At 69.8% G+C, this 14,448-nt stretch carries 6 protein-coding genes and 1 pseudogene; 4 read left to right on the forward strand and 3 right to left on the reverse strand.

Annotated elements, in window-relative coordinates:
- The first annotated feature begins 59 nt into the window (after positions 1 to 59).
- The 3 genes and pseudogenes from rfaE1 to ACE3SG_RS02270 all read left to right on the forward strand — a co-directional run bounded on the left by rfaE1 (position 60) and on the right by ACE3SG_RS02270 (position 3,621).
- Complete coding sequence (rfaE1, locus tag ACE3SG_RS02260; RefSeq protein ID WP_374562315.1) at positions 60 to 1,073, forward strand: D-glycero-beta-D-manno-heptose-7-phosphate kinase; 1,014 nt, start codon at positions 60 to 62, stop codon at positions 1,071 to 1,073.
- Positions 1,061 to 2,041: pseudogene (gene rfaD, locus ACE3SG_RS02265) on the forward strand (ADP-glyceromanno-heptose 6-epimerase); the annotation flags it as partial. The gene rfaE1 and the pseudogene rfaD, both read left to right, overlap by 13 nt.
- Positions 2,042 to 2,223: 182 nt before the next feature.
- The gene (locus ACE3SG_RS02270) at positions 2,224 to 3,621 is read left to right on the forward strand and encodes a Kelch repeat-containing protein (protein ID WP_374562316.1); all 1,398 of its coding nucleotides are present in this window, start codon (positions 2,224 to 2,226) and stop codon (positions 3,619 to 3,621) included.
- 302 nt (positions 3,622 to 3,923) lie between these two features.
- On the opposite strand, the gene ACE3SG_RS02275 is transcribed toward ACE3SG_RS02270, so the two are convergent.
- The 3 genes from ACE3SG_RS02275 to ACE3SG_RS02285 all read right to left on the reverse strand — a co-directional run bounded on the left by ACE3SG_RS02275 (position 3,924) and on the right by ACE3SG_RS02285 (position 12,765).
- The gene (locus ACE3SG_RS02275) at positions 3,924 to 4,793 is read right to left on the reverse strand and encodes a hypothetical protein (protein ID WP_374562317.1); all 870 of its coding nucleotides are present in this window, start codon (positions 4,791 to 4,793) and stop codon (positions 3,924 to 3,926) included.
- Positions 4,794 to 4,891: 98 nt separating this feature from the next.
- On the reverse strand, positions 4,892 to 5,341 hold the full coding sequence (locus ACE3SG_RS02280; protein WP_374562447.1) for an adenylyltransferase/cytidyltransferase family protein: 450 nt from the start codon (positions 5,339 to 5,341) through the stop codon (positions 4,892 to 4,894).
- Positions 5,342 to 5,382: 41 nt separating this feature from the next.
- On the reverse strand, positions 5,383 to 12,765 hold the full coding sequence (locus ACE3SG_RS02285) for a tetratricopeptide repeat protein (protein ID WP_374562318.1): 7,383 nt from the start codon (positions 12,763 to 12,765) through the stop codon (positions 5,383 to 5,385).
- 278 nt (positions 12,766 to 13,043) lie between these two features.
- On the opposite strand from ACE3SG_RS02285, the gene ACE3SG_RS02290 reads away from it, so the two are divergent.
- Positions 13,044 to 14,291 (forward strand): choice-of-anchor tandem repeat GloVer-containing protein, encoded by a 1,248-nt coding sequence (locus ACE3SG_RS02290; RefSeq protein WP_374562320.1) that lies wholly within the window; start codon positions 13,044 to 13,046, stop codon positions 14,289 to 14,291.
- Positions 14,292 to 14,448 lie beyond the last annotated feature (157 nt).

The raw sequence follows: 14,448 nt of genomic DNA on the forward strand, positions 1-14,448 counted from the left end.
AAACTGGGCGGTGCGTGGCCGTCTTTTCAACGGCTTGGCCCTCCGGGGTGGGTGGGAACATGGCTCCCGTGGAAAAAAGCCAACCCATCCTGGTGGTCGGCGACGCCATGCTGGACCGCTACTGGGACGGCAGCGTCGACCGCATCTCACCCGAAGCCCCGGTGCCGGTGCTGCGCGTCACGCGCCGCTACGACCGTGCCGGCGGCGCCGCCAACGTGGCGCTGAACCTGGCCGCGCTGGGTGCACAGGTCACCTTGCTGACGCTAGCGGGCCGCGACGAAGCCGGTGACGCGCTCGAAAGAATCCTGGCCGAGGCCGGCGTGCGCCTGGAGCGCGTGGCCGACCCGGCTTACCCGACGATCCAGAAGATCCGCTGCGTGGCGCGCCAGCACCAGATGCTGCGGGCCGACTTCGAGAGCGAGCCGCTGCCCGGCATGCTGGAAGCATTGGCCAAGCGCTACGTGGCGCTGCTGAACCAGCACGACCTGGTGGTGCTGTCGGACTATGCGAAAGGCGCCCTGTCGCGCTGCGAGTACCTGATTGACGCCGCGCGCAGGGACGCCAAGCCGGTGCTGGTCGACCCCAAGGGCCTGGACTGGGCGCGCTACGCCGGCGCGACGCTGGTCAAGCCCAACCTCGGTGAATTCAAGGCGGTGGCCGGCCCGTGGGCCGATGACGCGGCCTTCCAGCGCCAAGCGGTGGCCTTGCGCAAACGCCTGGGCTGGACCTACCTGCTGGTCACGCAAGGCGAAGCGGGCATGACGATGTTCAACGGCCGCGGCATGGTGCACGAGCCAGCCCGGGTGCGCGAGGTGTTCGACGTCAGCGGCGCCGGTGACACGGTGCTGGCCACGCTGGCCTGGCGCATGGCGCAGGGCGACGACGCGTTCGAGGCGATGCGCTGGGCCAACCGCGCCGCCGGCATCGTGGTCGGCAAGTTCGGCACGTCCACGGTCGATCGCGACGAGCTGCTGGCCGCGATGCACGAAGCCGGCCCGGCGCCCGCGCCCACGCCGATTCCGAAGCGCGCCACCTCGGCGCGTGAGCGCAGCAACGAATCATGCGTGTCGTAGTCACCGGCGCCGCCGGCTTCATCGGCAGCAACCTGGTGCACGCGCTGAACGCGCGCGGCATCGACGACGTGATTGCGGTCGACGACCTGACCAACGGCCAGCAGTTTCGCAACCTGGTGGGCACGCAGTTGTCGAGTTATGTCGACATGGACGAGTTCTACGCCCGCTTCGAGCGCGGCGAGTTCGGCCGCGTCGACGCGGTGCTGCACCAGGGCGCCTGCTCGGACACGATGGTGCACGACGGCAAGCTGATGATGGCGCGCAACTACGAGTGCTCGCGCCGACTGCTCGAAGCCTGCCTGGCGCAGGGCACGCGCTTGATCTACGCTTCGTCGGCGGCGGTCTATGGCGGCTCGACGGTGTTCGCCGAAAAGCCCGACCACGAGCGGCCGCTCAACGTCTACGGCTGGTCCAAGCTGATGTTCGACCAGACGGTGCGGCGCGCCATGGCCGCCGGTGCCGGCAGCCAGATCGCCGGCCTGCGCTACTTCAACGTCTACGGCCCGCGTGAACAGCACAAGGGCCGCATGGCCTCGGTCGCGTTCCACCACTTCGGCCAGTTCCAGAGCCAGGGCCACGTGGCCTTGTTCGGCGACTACAACGGCTACGGCCCCGGCGCGCACGAGCGCGATTTCGTCTGGGTCGGCGATGTGGTCGACGTGAATTTGTGGCTGCTCGAAAACGGCGGCGCGAGCGGCGTGTTCAACGTCGGCTCGGGCCGGGCAGAACCCTTCAACGCGGTGGCGGCGGCGATGCTCAACAGCTGCCGCGTCGCGCGGGGCGACGAGCCGCTGGCCTTGTCCACACTGGTCGACGCCGGCCAACTGCGCTACACGCCGTTCCCCGAAGCCCTGCATGGCCACTACCAGTGCCACACCCAAGCCGATCTGCGCGCGCTGCGCCAGGCCGGCTACACCCGCCCGATGACCAACGTGTCGACCGGCGTGGCGCTGTACGCGCAGTGGCTGCTGAACCCGACCGACGGCCTGCCGGCGCACGGCGGCAATACGCTCAAAACTGCGACCAAAGTCGCGCGCGCAGTCAGCCGATCGGCCTGATCTCAACCAATCGTGCAGTGGCGCGCACGCCGCGTCATTGGCGACGCGTTCGCTGGGCCAGAATCCTCGGTTGCATTTCGGGAGGATTCAAAATGACACATGCTTTTAACGCGTGGCGTGCTCGCGCTGCGGCCATGGCGGCCATCACCGTGCTGGTCGGGTGTGGCGGGGGCGGGGGCTCCAGCGCCGTCTCTCGCTCGCTGGGCGGGACGGTGACCGGCTTGATGGCCGGCAACAGCCTGGTGCTGACCAACAACGGTGACAGCGTGACTGTCCATGCCGACGGGCGCTTCGCCTTTGCCAAGGGCGTGGCCGAAGACAGCGCCTACCGCGTCGACCTGGCGGCAACCACGCCCACGCCGCAGCCCTGCACATCGACCTATGGCGTCGGCACGATGGGCGGCAACGACATCGCCAACGTCAACGTGATCTGTGGCTTGCCGGGCGGCACGGGCGAGTTCGCCCCCGCCAGTGCGATGGGCCACGCGCGCTACGCTCACACGGCCGTGCTGCTGGCGAATGGCAAGGTCTTGCTCAGCCATGGGCAGACCCAGTCCAGAGACGCGTCCGCAGAGTTGTACGACCCGGTCTCGGGGGCGTTCACGGCCACCGGCGATCCGTTGGCTCGACGGGTGGCGCACACGGCCACCCGGCTGCTGGACGGGCGGGTGCTGGTCGTCGGCGGCGCCGACTGGGCCAACTTCTTCCTGTTCGCCGAATCGAGCGCAGAGCTGTACGACCCCGCCACCGGCACATGGACGCAGACCGGCTCCATGGACACGAACCGCAAGTACCACACCGCCACGCTGCTGCCCAATGGCAAGGTGTTGGTCACGGGGGGCTCCGACACGCTGAGCAGCACGCTCAAAGGCGCCGAGCTGTACGACCCGGCGACCGGCAAATGGCAAAGCCTGCCCACCATGCACGATGGGCGCTGGCGTCACTCGGCCGTGTTGTTGCCCAGCGGCAAGGTGCTGGTCAGCGGCGGGATCGATGCCTTGTCTCCCGTCGAGCGTTTTGTCGGCAGCAGCGAGCTGTTCGACCCGGCATCCGGCAAGTGGTCTGAGGCGGGGCACATGGTCGTCCCTCGCGGTGTTCATTCGACCACGCTGCTTCCGAACGGCAAGGTGCTGGCGGCAGGCGGATTCGGCGCCGGCCTGGCCACTGAGTTGTTCGACCCGGCGACCCGGACGTGGTCGGCGGCCGCACCGCTGACGGCCGCGCGCGCGGAGCACACGGCCACGCTGCTGCCCAATGGTCGGGTGCTGCTGACCGGTGGTCTGGATGCCAACGGCAGCGTCCAGACCTTCCATGACGTGCTGGGCAGTGCGGAACTCTTCGACCCGTCGAACGGCCAGTGGACCGCCGGCGCGTCCTTGTCTCACGACCGGCGGGGCCACACCGCAACGCTGCTGGTGAATGGCAAGTTGCTGATCGGCGCCGGCGGCGACGACCGCAGCCTGCTGTCGAGCACCGAGCTGTATCACTGAACCCGGCCCGACCGGCAGGTGTGGATTCCCGCACTTCCGGTGCGGCGCGCGGTGCGGAAATCCGCCCTGGTTGTTGCCGGCTGTTGCCGGTGCCGGGCTCTGAAGGGTGATGGTGGCGGTTTCGGCGGCCGTTTCTTACGGACTTTCCCGAGCTTCAGCGGGTCATGGCACAGCCCGTGCTCTTAGCCTGGTGCGGGAGGCGCGACGAGCATGTGAACCATGCGGCGAGCGCCATCCGCTGATCAGAGACCACTCCTCCTCGGGGCCACCATGGGCAACCATCGTGGCCCTATTTTTTTGTCTCAGCGTGTGGGCTGGTACCAGAGCTTGCGGTTGCCGAGCGGGGTCTCGGGCGGCAGCAGCGGGTTGCCCAGCTCCAGCACCCGGCGCTTGTCGAGTTCGGCCCGCTTCAGTGCCGCGCCGAAGTGGCGCTGGAACAGCGCCTCGAACGAGCCATCGGCCAGCGCGCGCTCGAGCCCGAGCTGGATGTCGGCGGCCAGCGCCGTGTTCTGGCGGTTGACGAAGAAGTACATCGCCGCCGGGTAGTGCAGCGCGAGCGACGGCTCGACCGCGAAAGCCGAACCGCTGTGGGCCGCCAGCTCGCCCCAGATTTCTTGCACCGAGCGCGGAAAGTAGTCGATGCGGCCACCGGAGAGCTTCAGGAAGATGTCGCTGTAGCGCACCGATTCGTCGACCTCGAAGCCGGCACTGCGCAGGATCGCCGTGTCCGGCCAATCGAAGCCCTGGCCGGCGCGCAGCGGCTTGAGTTGCTGCGCCGTCGACAGGCCGGCGAACCGCGGCAGCGACTGCGACCGCACCAGCAGCAAACGCCAGCCGAGCAGCCCGCGGTCGATCGGCACGCGCACCGGCAGCAGCGTCTTCTCGCGCTCGATCGAGGTCATCGTCCAGATCACGTCGAGGCTGTTGCCTTGCTCCAGCTCGACGATCTGCCGCACCTGCAGCATGAAGATCGGGTTGGGCTTCAGCTCGACGGCCTTGTCGGCCTTGCGCAGCGCCAGCGCGAGCAGCTCGACCGGGTAGTCGTCACGCGGGTCGACGAAGGTTTCGGACCGCGGGTAGACGATGGTTTGCACGGCGGGCGAGGCTGGTGCTGCCCAAGCGGCCGCCGCCAGCAGGGCGAGCCCCACAAGCGCCAGGCTGCGACATCGCATGTGTCGATTCCTTCGTTTCAGATGGGCTCCCTGGCGCATCGATTCTTGGCCCGCGCACGGGCCGCTGCAAGCGGGCGTACCCGCGCCCTCGGCGCCCCTCAGCCGCGGATGCGGCGCACCAGCGCGGTGGTCGAGTAGCCGTCGACGAACGGCAGCGCCAGCGAGCGACCGCCCCAGCTCTGCACCAGCGGGGTTTCGGCCAGTGTCGCCATGTCGTAGTCGCCACCCTTGACGTAGATCAGCGGCTTCAGCCGGGCCATCACCGCGAGCGGCGTGTCTTCGTCGAACAGCAGCACCGCGTCAACGCTCTCCAGCCCGGCCAGCAGGTAGGCGCGGTCCATCTCGCGGTTCAGCGGCCGGTCCGGGCCCTTGCCCAGGCGGCGAGCCGAGGCGTCGCTGTTGACGCCGACGACGAGCCGGTCACCGAGTGCGCGGGCCGCGGCCAGGTAGGCCACGTGGCCGCGGTGCAGCACGTCGAACACGCCGTTGGTGAACACGGTGCCGGGCCGGCTGCCGTGCTCGGCCACGGCCTGTTCCAGGCTCAGCAGCTTGCGGGCGGGGTCGAATCGATCGAACGAGGTGTCGGTGCTCACGCTGCGGATTGTGACGCGAGCTTGTCGCGCCACAGGCGCTCGATGACTGCTTCGAAGTCGATCACGAAGCTGTGGGTGTCGAACAGCGGTGAGCGGCCCCGCGCTTCGCGCAGGCGCTGGCGCAAGGCCTGGCGCTCATGGGAGTGGGCGATCAGGCGGCGGGCCAGTGCTTCATGGTCGGCGACGTTGTTCGACACGCCGTCGGGCAGGCCGGCCGCGCGCAGCAGGCTGGCGCCCACGCGGCCGGCGAACGTCGACCCGAGCACGGTCAGCACCGGCACGCCGGCCCACAGCGCGTCGCTGACGGTGGTGTGGCCGTTGTAGAAGCGTGTGTCGAGCACCAGGTCGGCCAGGGCCAGGCGCTCCAGGTGGCGGGGCTTGGGCCAGACCGGCGCAAACACCAGGCGCTCGGCGGCGATGCCGGCCGCCTGTGCGGCGGCGCGCAGCCGCTCGCGCGTCTCGGCCGGGCCGTCGACCAGCCACAGCACCGCGCGCGGCTCGTCGGCCAGCAGGCGCAGCCACATCGCAAAGGTCTCGGCGTCGAGCTTGTAGTGGGTGCAGAAGCAAGCCAGTACGACCGCGTGGTCGGCCAGGCCGCAGTCGGCGCGCGTCAGGCCGGTCGAGGCCACGCGCTGGGTGTCGTCGGTGCACTGGTAGCAGTGCGGCAGGTTCACGATCGGCTCGACAAAGGCCGGTTGCGCCGACAGCGGCGTGACGGTGGCGTCACCGATCGTCGCGTCGAACCACGGTGCCGCGGCGGCGCCGGGGTAGCCGAGCCAGGTGAGCTGTAATGGTGCCGGGCGCAGCGCGAACACGCCGGGGCGTGCGTCGCGGGTGTAGCCCTTCAGGTCGATCAGGATGTCGACCTCGGCCGCGCGCAGCGCCTCGGCCAGCGCCCGGTCGGTCAGGTGGCTGGCGTCGTGGAACTGGTCGACGTCGCGCTTCAGCCCACGCCGGTAGTCGCTGCCGTCGTCGGGCCCGAAGGACCAGGCGCTCAGCTCGAAGCGTGCGCGGTCATGGCGCGCGAACACACCGCGCATCAGGTGCATCGTCGCGTGGTTGTGGAAGTCGGCCGAGGCGTAGGCCAGCCGCAGGCGCGGCCGGTCGACCGCGCGGCGTGGCGCCAGCGGTGGGCCGGCGCGTTGTGCGATGTGTGCGGCGTGCCGTGCAGCGATCGGTGCGATGTCGGCATCGCTCAAGGGCAGCGGCAGTGACAGCACCGAGAACGGTGACGGTGGGTCGAAGGCCGGTGCATCGGCCGCCGGGGCAGTGCCCAGCTGCTGCACCAGCGTGCGCAGGGCCGCCGCGTCGGGCAATTGGCCCCAGTCGCACAACTGCTGGCGCAGATGGACCACCTGCAACTGCACGCCCAGGTGGCCGGGCTGCAAGCGCTGGCAATGTTCGAGCTCGGCCAGCGCAGCGGCGTGGGCGCCGCGCGCCAGGTGGATCGCCGCGAGGTTGAATCGCGCGGCAAAGTGCGTTGGCTCGGCGGCCAGCAAGGTTTCGTAGTGCGCCTGCGCGTCGTCCAGGCGTTGCAGCGATTGCAGCGCGAGGCCGAGGCTGTAGCGGGCGCGGTGGTGGGCCGGTTGCATGGCCAGCACGGCCTCGAAATGCGGCAGCGCGTCGGCGGCACGGTCGGCGCGCTGCAATGCGATGCCCAGGTTGAAGTGAGCTTCGAGGCTGCCGGGCTGCAGCGCCAGGCAACGCTCGTAGGCCGCCAGCGCGGCCTCGGTGTCGTGCGCATCGAGGCAGGCGTTGCCCAGGTGCAGGGCGGCTTCGGCAAAGCCGGGCCGCAACGCGAGCGCGGCCTGCGCGGCGCGCACCGCGTCGGCGGTGCGGCCCTGCTGGCGCCACAGGTCGGACTGCTGCGACAGCGCCAACGCATCGTGCGGCTGCCGTTGCAGTGCCTCGGCATACAGGCGATCGGCCTGGGTGAATTCGCCGCGTGCCTTGTGCAGGTTGGCCAGGTTGCGCCACGCGTCGGTGTAGGCGGGGTCGACATCGATCGCGCGGCGGTAGGCCTCGGCCGCGCGGCCATCGGCCCCGGCGCGGCGGTGGACGGCGCCGAGCAGCGCCCAGGCGTCGGCGCGCTGCGGTGTGCGCTGCAATGCGGCGACCACGTCGGCCTCGGCGCGGGCCGCGTCGAACACCGGCGATTGGTAACCCGCGAACGCGCGCTGCAGCCAGCCGGCCGCATCTGCCGGGGCGGCGCCCGCGGTGCGAGGCAGCTGCTGCCGAACGAGTTGGCCGAGGGCCGACGCGACGCGGTCGCGCACCGGCGACCAGTCGCCGCGCGTGGCCTGGCGGAACAGGCGCGCGCTCGGGTACCAGGCGCTTTGCGTGTCGTCCAGGCCCCAGCGCCAGTCATGGTGGAAGGGCAGCGTCACCCAGACCGGCTTGCCCATCGCGCCGGCCAGGTGGGCCACCGAGGTGTCGGACGTGATGACCAGGTCCAGCTCGGCGATCACCGCGGCGGTGTCGTCGAAGCTCTGGATCTCACTGTCGAGGTTGACGAAGTGGGCGGGCAGGTCTTGCCCCGCGAGGTCGCGCTGGCCGTCGCCCTTTTGCAGCACGAACCAGCGCAGCCCCGGCAGGCGCAACCACGGTGCGAACGGCGCGAAACGCGGCGAGCGCTGGCCATCGTTCTTGACATTCGGGTTGCCGGCCCAGACCCAGCCGACCGCCAGCTCGCGCTCGGGTTGCCAGCCATGGTCCACCAGGCGCTGGCGCCAATGCGTGCAACGCACGGCGTCGGCATGCACATAGGGCACGAGCGTCGGCAGCGTGTCGTCGGCGATGCCCAGCACGTGCGGCAGGCTCATCAGCGCGATGTGGCAATCGAAGGCAGGAAGCGCCTGCGGCGGCAGGCCGCGCTGCGTGACCGCGTCGACCCCCGGGATGCGCGCCGCCAGGCCCATCATCTCGCCCAGCACTTCGAGCACGACGCGGCCCCCGCGGCGCTTGACCTCGGGCACGAAGCGCAGGAACTGCAGCGCGTCGCCAAAGCCTTGCTCGGCCCAGACCAGCACGGTGCGGCCGTTCAGCGGTGAGCCGTCCCACACCGGCTGCGGGCAATCGCGCGGCTCGGGCTGGCGGCGCGCGAAGCGCCATTCGTAATCGGTGAAACCTTGCTGGAACTGGCCGTGCAGCAGATGCGCCAGCGCGCGGTTCCAGTGGCCGTCGACATGCTGCGGGTCGCGCTGCACGGTGGTGTCGAAGGCGGCGAGCGCGTCGTCCCAGTCGCCGAAGTGTTCGAGCGCCACACCGAGGTTGTGCACGGTTTCGGCGTTGTCGGGGTTCAGGCGCACGGCCTCGCGGTAGGCGGCGAGCGCGCCGGCCTTGTCTTCGCGGTCGCGGCGCAGGTTGCCCAGGTTGTTCCAGGCGTCGGCATAGGCTGGCTGCAGCTCGGTCGCGCGCAGGTAGGCCGCCTCGGCCAGGGCCAGGTCGCCGCGGCGCTTGTGCAGGATGCCCAGCAGCGTCCAGCCGTCGGCGCGGCCCGGTTCGGCGCGCAGGGCCGCCTCGGCATAGGGCAGCGCCTCGTCGTCGGCACCGGCCTGGTAGAGCGTGAAGGCGCGCTCGATCGCGGTGGCCGGCCAGGCGGTCATCGCGCCGAGCGCGGTGGGCTTCAGGCCCTCGCGCTGGCGCCAGGCCATGCGGTCGTAGAGGTTCTCCAGGTCGCGCGTCCAGGCGGTGCTGTCGAACAGCGGCATCGCCAGGCGCTGGGTGACCAGGCGGTGCTTGATCGATTGCAGGCGCGCCGGGTCTTGCGCCAGCGCCACGGCCAGCTCGATGTAGGCCTCGGCGCTGGCCGTCGCCAGCTCGGGCACGCCGGCCGCGTGCAGCAGGCTGGTGGCCACGCGCGAGGCAAAGGTGTCGCCGGTGCGCGTGAGCACCGGCACGCCGACCCACAGCGCATCGCTGCACGTGGTGTGGGCGTTGTAGGGCTCGGTGTCGAGCACCAGGTCGGCCAGCTGCAGGCGGGCCAGGTGCTCGGCCAGCGGCTTCTCGGGGGCGAAATACAGGCGCTGCGGATCGAGGCCCTGCGCCTGCATTGCGGCCCGCAGGTTCGCCTCGGCCAGCGGGTTCGAGCGCAACAGCCACAGCACGGTGTTCGGCGCGCGCTGCAGCACCTGGCACCAGCGCGCGAACACCGCCTCGGTGATCTTGTAGCTGTAGTTGAAGCAGGCCAGCACGACCTGGTCGTCCGGCAATCCGGCCTCGGCGCGTGACGGCTTCGCACCGACCGCGCGCTGGCGGTCATTGGGCTGGTAGCAGTGCGGCAGCTGGGCAATGCGCTCGTCGTAGTCGGCGGCGTGGCCCAGCGGCGTGACGACCGGGTCGCCGATCACGTAGTCGGCGAAGTCGGCGCCCAGCGTGCCCGGGTAGCCGAGGAAGTTGACCTGCACCGGCGCCGGGCGCAGCGCGAGCACGCCGCTGCGGGTGTCGCGGGTGTAGCCCTTCAGGTCGACCAGGATGTCGATGCCGTCGGCGTGGATGCGCTGGGCCAGGTCTTCGAGGCCGAGCGTGGCGCAGTCGATGAAGTGGTCGACGGCGCGCACCAGGCGTTCACGCATCGCGCTGCCGTCGTTCGGGCCGCAGCTGTAGGCGTAGACCTCGACGCGCGAGCGGTCGTGCCGCTCGAACACCTCGGCCATCAGGTAAGCGGTGGCGTGGGCGTGCAGGTCCGACGAGAGGTAGCCGATGCGCAGCTTGCTGTCGACCGCGGCGCGCTCGGGCGCAGGGGCATAGCGGATCTGCGGTGCACGCGCGATCTGCGCGGCGTATTGGCGGGCCACCCACTGGCGCGCGCAGCGGCGCTGCTGTGCGCGGGTGGCCGGCAGCGCGAGGTAGGCGAACGGGAACACCGGCTGCGCGGGGCCGGCCAGCGGGTCTTCGCCGCCGCTGTCCACCGCGGCCAGCACCTGCTCGGTGGCCACGCGGGCGCCGTCGAAATCGCAGGCCGCCTGCAAGGCCCGCAGCAGCGAGGTCTGGGCCAGGCTGTACTGCGGGTCGATCGCCAGCGCGGCGCGGTAGTGCGCGATCGCGTCGGCCGGGCGGCCGGCGTCGTTGTACAGGTTGGCGAGGTTGTATTCGGTCGGCGCGCTGCGCTCGTGCGACAGCGATTGCTGGAAGAGTTGTTCGGCTTCGGTGGGCGCGCCGCGGCGTTGGGCGGCGGCGGCCAGCAGGTTCAGCAGGCCGGCAGGTTCGCAGCCGCTGGCCAGCCCATCGCGCCAGGCGGCCTCGGCCTCGGCCGGCTTGCCTTGGGCCAGCAGCGACTGGCCGAGCGCCGACCAGGCGGCGGATTGGCGCGGCACCAGCGTGAGCGATTCTCGGTAGCTGGCCACCGCATGGGCCAGGTCACCGGCAGCCTGTTGCGTGTTGCCGCGGTTCGACAGGATGACGGCCCGAAAGCCCGGCTCGTGCGCCAGCGCCAGCGCCTGCTCGAACGCGGCCAGCGATTCGGCAAAGCGGTGGCGGCGCTTCAACGCCAGCGCCAGCAAATGCCAGCCGTCGATGCTCTGTGCGTCGGCCAGCAGCGCCTCGCGGCACAGCGCTTCGGCGCGGCTGTCCTGGCCGGCGTTCAGCGCGGCCATCGCGCGGCTCAGCAACTCGGTCGCGGCGTGCACCAGCCGGGCCGGGGCCCAGTTGGCCAGCCGCTCGCGCATCGTCTGCACGACGCTGTCCCAGTCTTGCGGCGCGCTTTGGCGCAGCAGCCGCAGGCTGGGGTACCAGTCGGTGGTCTCGCCTTCGCGCAGCCAGCGCCAATCGGGCCCGTGGGCGACCATCACCCAGCAGGGTTTGTTCAATGCGCCTGCCAGGTGCACGACCGAGGTGTCGACCGAGATCAGCAGGTCGATCCCGGCCATCGCGGCGGCGGTGTCGGTGTAGTCGTTCAGCTCGGCGTCGAGGTCGAGCACCTGGTCTTTCCAGTGCGAGGTGCGCAGCTCTTCGGCCGGTTCGCCTTTTTGCAGGCTGACGAAACGCAGGCCGGGCAGCTCGAGCAGCGGCGCCAGCGTCTGCAGCCGGGCCGAGCGGTTGCGGTTGTTCGCGTGGTCCTTGTTGCCGCCCCAGACCAGGCCCACGGTGGCGCGCACGCCCGGCGGCTTGGCCAGCCGTTGGCGCCACGCGGCGGCCTTGCCGGCCGGGGCGCGCAGGTAGGGCACGACCGCCGGGATGCGGCCGGCGGTGGTGGCCATGCGGTGCGGCAGGCTCAGCAGGAACGACCAGTAGTCGTAGCGGTGGTTGTGCATCTGCCCGGGGGCGATCACACGCGCCGGGCCGTCCAGGCTCTTGAACAGCTCGACCAGCGGGCCGTCCACGATCAGCGTGACCTCGGCGCCGGCGTCGCGCAGCATCGCGGCGTAGCGGCAGAACTGCAGCTGGTCGCCCAGGCCCTGCTCACGCACCAGCGCGATGTGCTTGCCGTGCAGCGGCTCGCCCTGCCACATCGGGCAGCCCAGCGCCGGCGGGCGCGGTGCGCTCTTGTTCTGCGAGCGGGGGTGGTAGCGTATTTCGTAGCCGGCGAAGCCGCGCTGCAGGTGGCCGAACAGCAGGTCGGCCAGCGCGATGTTGTACAGCGTGTCGGCGTTGCCGGGCGAGAGCTCGAGCGAGCGCTGGTAGCAGCGGATCGCCTCGTCGTAGTCGCCGCGGTCCTTGGCCAGTTGGCCCAGGCTGTTCCAGCTGCGGTGGAATTTCGGGTCGATCTCGAGCACGCGCCGGTACAGCGCGGCGGCATCGTCGCCGCGGCCGGCTTCCTTCAGCAAGGTGCCAAGGTTGTTCAGTGCGTTGACATGGTTCGGCTGCGCGGCCAGCACCGCGCGGTAGCAGGCCTCGGCCTCGGCTGGGCGACGCGTTTCCTGGTGCAGCGTGCCCAGGTTGTTCAACGCCTCGACATGGCCCGGCCGCAGCGCCAGCGCCTGCTGGTAGGCGGCGTCGGCCTCGGCGTGGTTGCCGCGGGCCTGCAGCACCAGGCCCAGGTTGTTCAGCGCCTCGACGTTGTCGGGCAGCAGCTCCAGCGCGCGGCGCAGCGCCGCCTCGGCCTCTGGCCAGCGCGTCAGCGTGCGCAGCACCTCGCCGCGGTTGACGTGCAGGTCGGCCGCATCGGCCTTGTGCTCGGCGGCCTTGTCCAGCCATTCGAGCGCCGTCTCGTGCCGGCCGAGCAGGTGCTGGGCCACGCCCATCAGCTGCAGCGCCTCGGGCTGGGTCGGCGCCAGCTTCAGCGCCGCCAGGCAGGCCTCGGCCATCGCCTGCGGCTGGCCGGCGCGAAAGGCGGTGACCGCCTGGCGCAGCAGGTCCAGCACCTCGCCGACAGGCGGCGAGGGTGGCGCGGTGGCCAGGTCCGGGGCGGGCAGGGCAGGTGGGGGGGCGAGCAGCTCCATATCCTGCCAAGGGTAGGGGGCCGGCGCCAGCCCCAAGCGCCGAAAAGACGGTCGGTGGGCGGGCTATTCCGGAGCTTTTGTGGCAATCCCCTTGACCCGTGTCTCGCGACATCGGCGTGGGTGGGATCACCTGTTGAGCCACTGTCCCTGTCAAATGTGCAAGCCTCGACAGAGGGGTTGGCCGACTTCGCGGCCGCCGACAATCGGCCGGAGGGGGCATGGCAGCTGGCTGCCAATCTCACACGGTCAAACTCACACGGATCAAACGGGAGGATGCCTTGACATTGACGTTTCGAATACTGACTTGGGGTGCGACTGCGCTGGCTTGCGCGTTGGTCAACGCCCAGACGCCCGACCGGGCCACCAACCAGATGCCTGCCGGCGAGTCATTCAAGGTACTGCACGATTTCGAGGGCGCCCCGCTGAGCGGGCGCCCCAATGCCGCCTTGGTCCTGGGGCCCGATGGCAACTTCTATGGGACGACCAGCGAGGGCGGAGTCGGAACCCACTGCCGGCCCTACGGTTGCGGAACCATCTATCGGATGAAGCCGAATGGCACTACGAAGATGCTGCATTCATTCGACTTCGTGACCGACGGGCAGTTTCCCTGGGCTTCACTGCTTCTGGCCTCAGATGGCAATTTCTACGGGACGACATACTACGGAGGCCCGCGGGATGGTGGCACCTTGTTCCGCATGGACGCCGACGGCAATTTCGAGCTGTTGTACGCATTTAAGCGCGGTGGCAGGAAGGGCGCGTTGCCTGCGGCGGCGCTGGTAGAAGGTCCAGATGGCTCGCTCTACGGGACCACGGTGGAAGGAGGCACCGGTCAGGCTCCGATTTGCTTTGTCAATGATGCTTCGGGCTGCGGCGCCATCTTCAAATATTCCCGCAAGTCGGGCGTTGTCCGCATGCTGTACTCGTTCACTGGTCAAGATGGTGACGGAGCATTCCCGTCAGGCCCATTGATGCTGGCCAAGGATGGGAATTTCTACGGCACTACCTGGCAAGGTGGCAAGCATCAGTACGGAACGCTGTATCGCATGACGCCGGAAGGCGAGGTAACGGTGCTGCACGATTTTGATAGCTCAGCCGGCGACAGCCCCTCCTCCGGCCTCGTCGAAGCGTCTGACGGGGTGCTCTATGGCACCACCACCGGCGGGGGCAGTGGCAATGGCGGCACGGTGTTTCGTATCACCACCACCGGCGACTACAGCTTGGTGCATCAGTTCGACTCCCTGCACGAAGGCAACTCTCCAACTGGCACGCTTGTGTTCGGACCTGAGAATCTTCTCTATGGCGTCCTCCGTTATGGCGGGGATGATGTGAACTGCAAACCGGCGGGTTGTGGCGCTGCCTACTCCGTCTCCACAAGCGGGACGTACAAAACTCTTCACAACTTCAACGGGAGCGATGGGGTATTTCCGAGCGATGGTCTCGTACGCCTGGGCGAAGACAAGCTGCTTGGCACGACTGAGTTTGGAGGGAGCGTCGACTCCGGCGTGATCTTCACGATCAAGCCATAGGGCGATGCGGGTCGTCGGGCAGTAAGCGGGCCGGCTTGTGGCGAGCGGGCAGGGTGGCGGCACCGCATCTCAATGCGAGGCCACAACCCTCTCCGTCCGATTCAAGCGCGCGCAGCGCCGCCGTACATCAAGCGGTGTGGGCGGATCTGGCTTTACC

Origin of the sequence: Ideonella sp., from assembly GCF_041914305.1 — a bacterium.
Lineage (GTDB): Bacteria > Pseudomonadota > Gammaproteobacteria > Burkholderiales > Burkholderiaceae_C > Ideonella.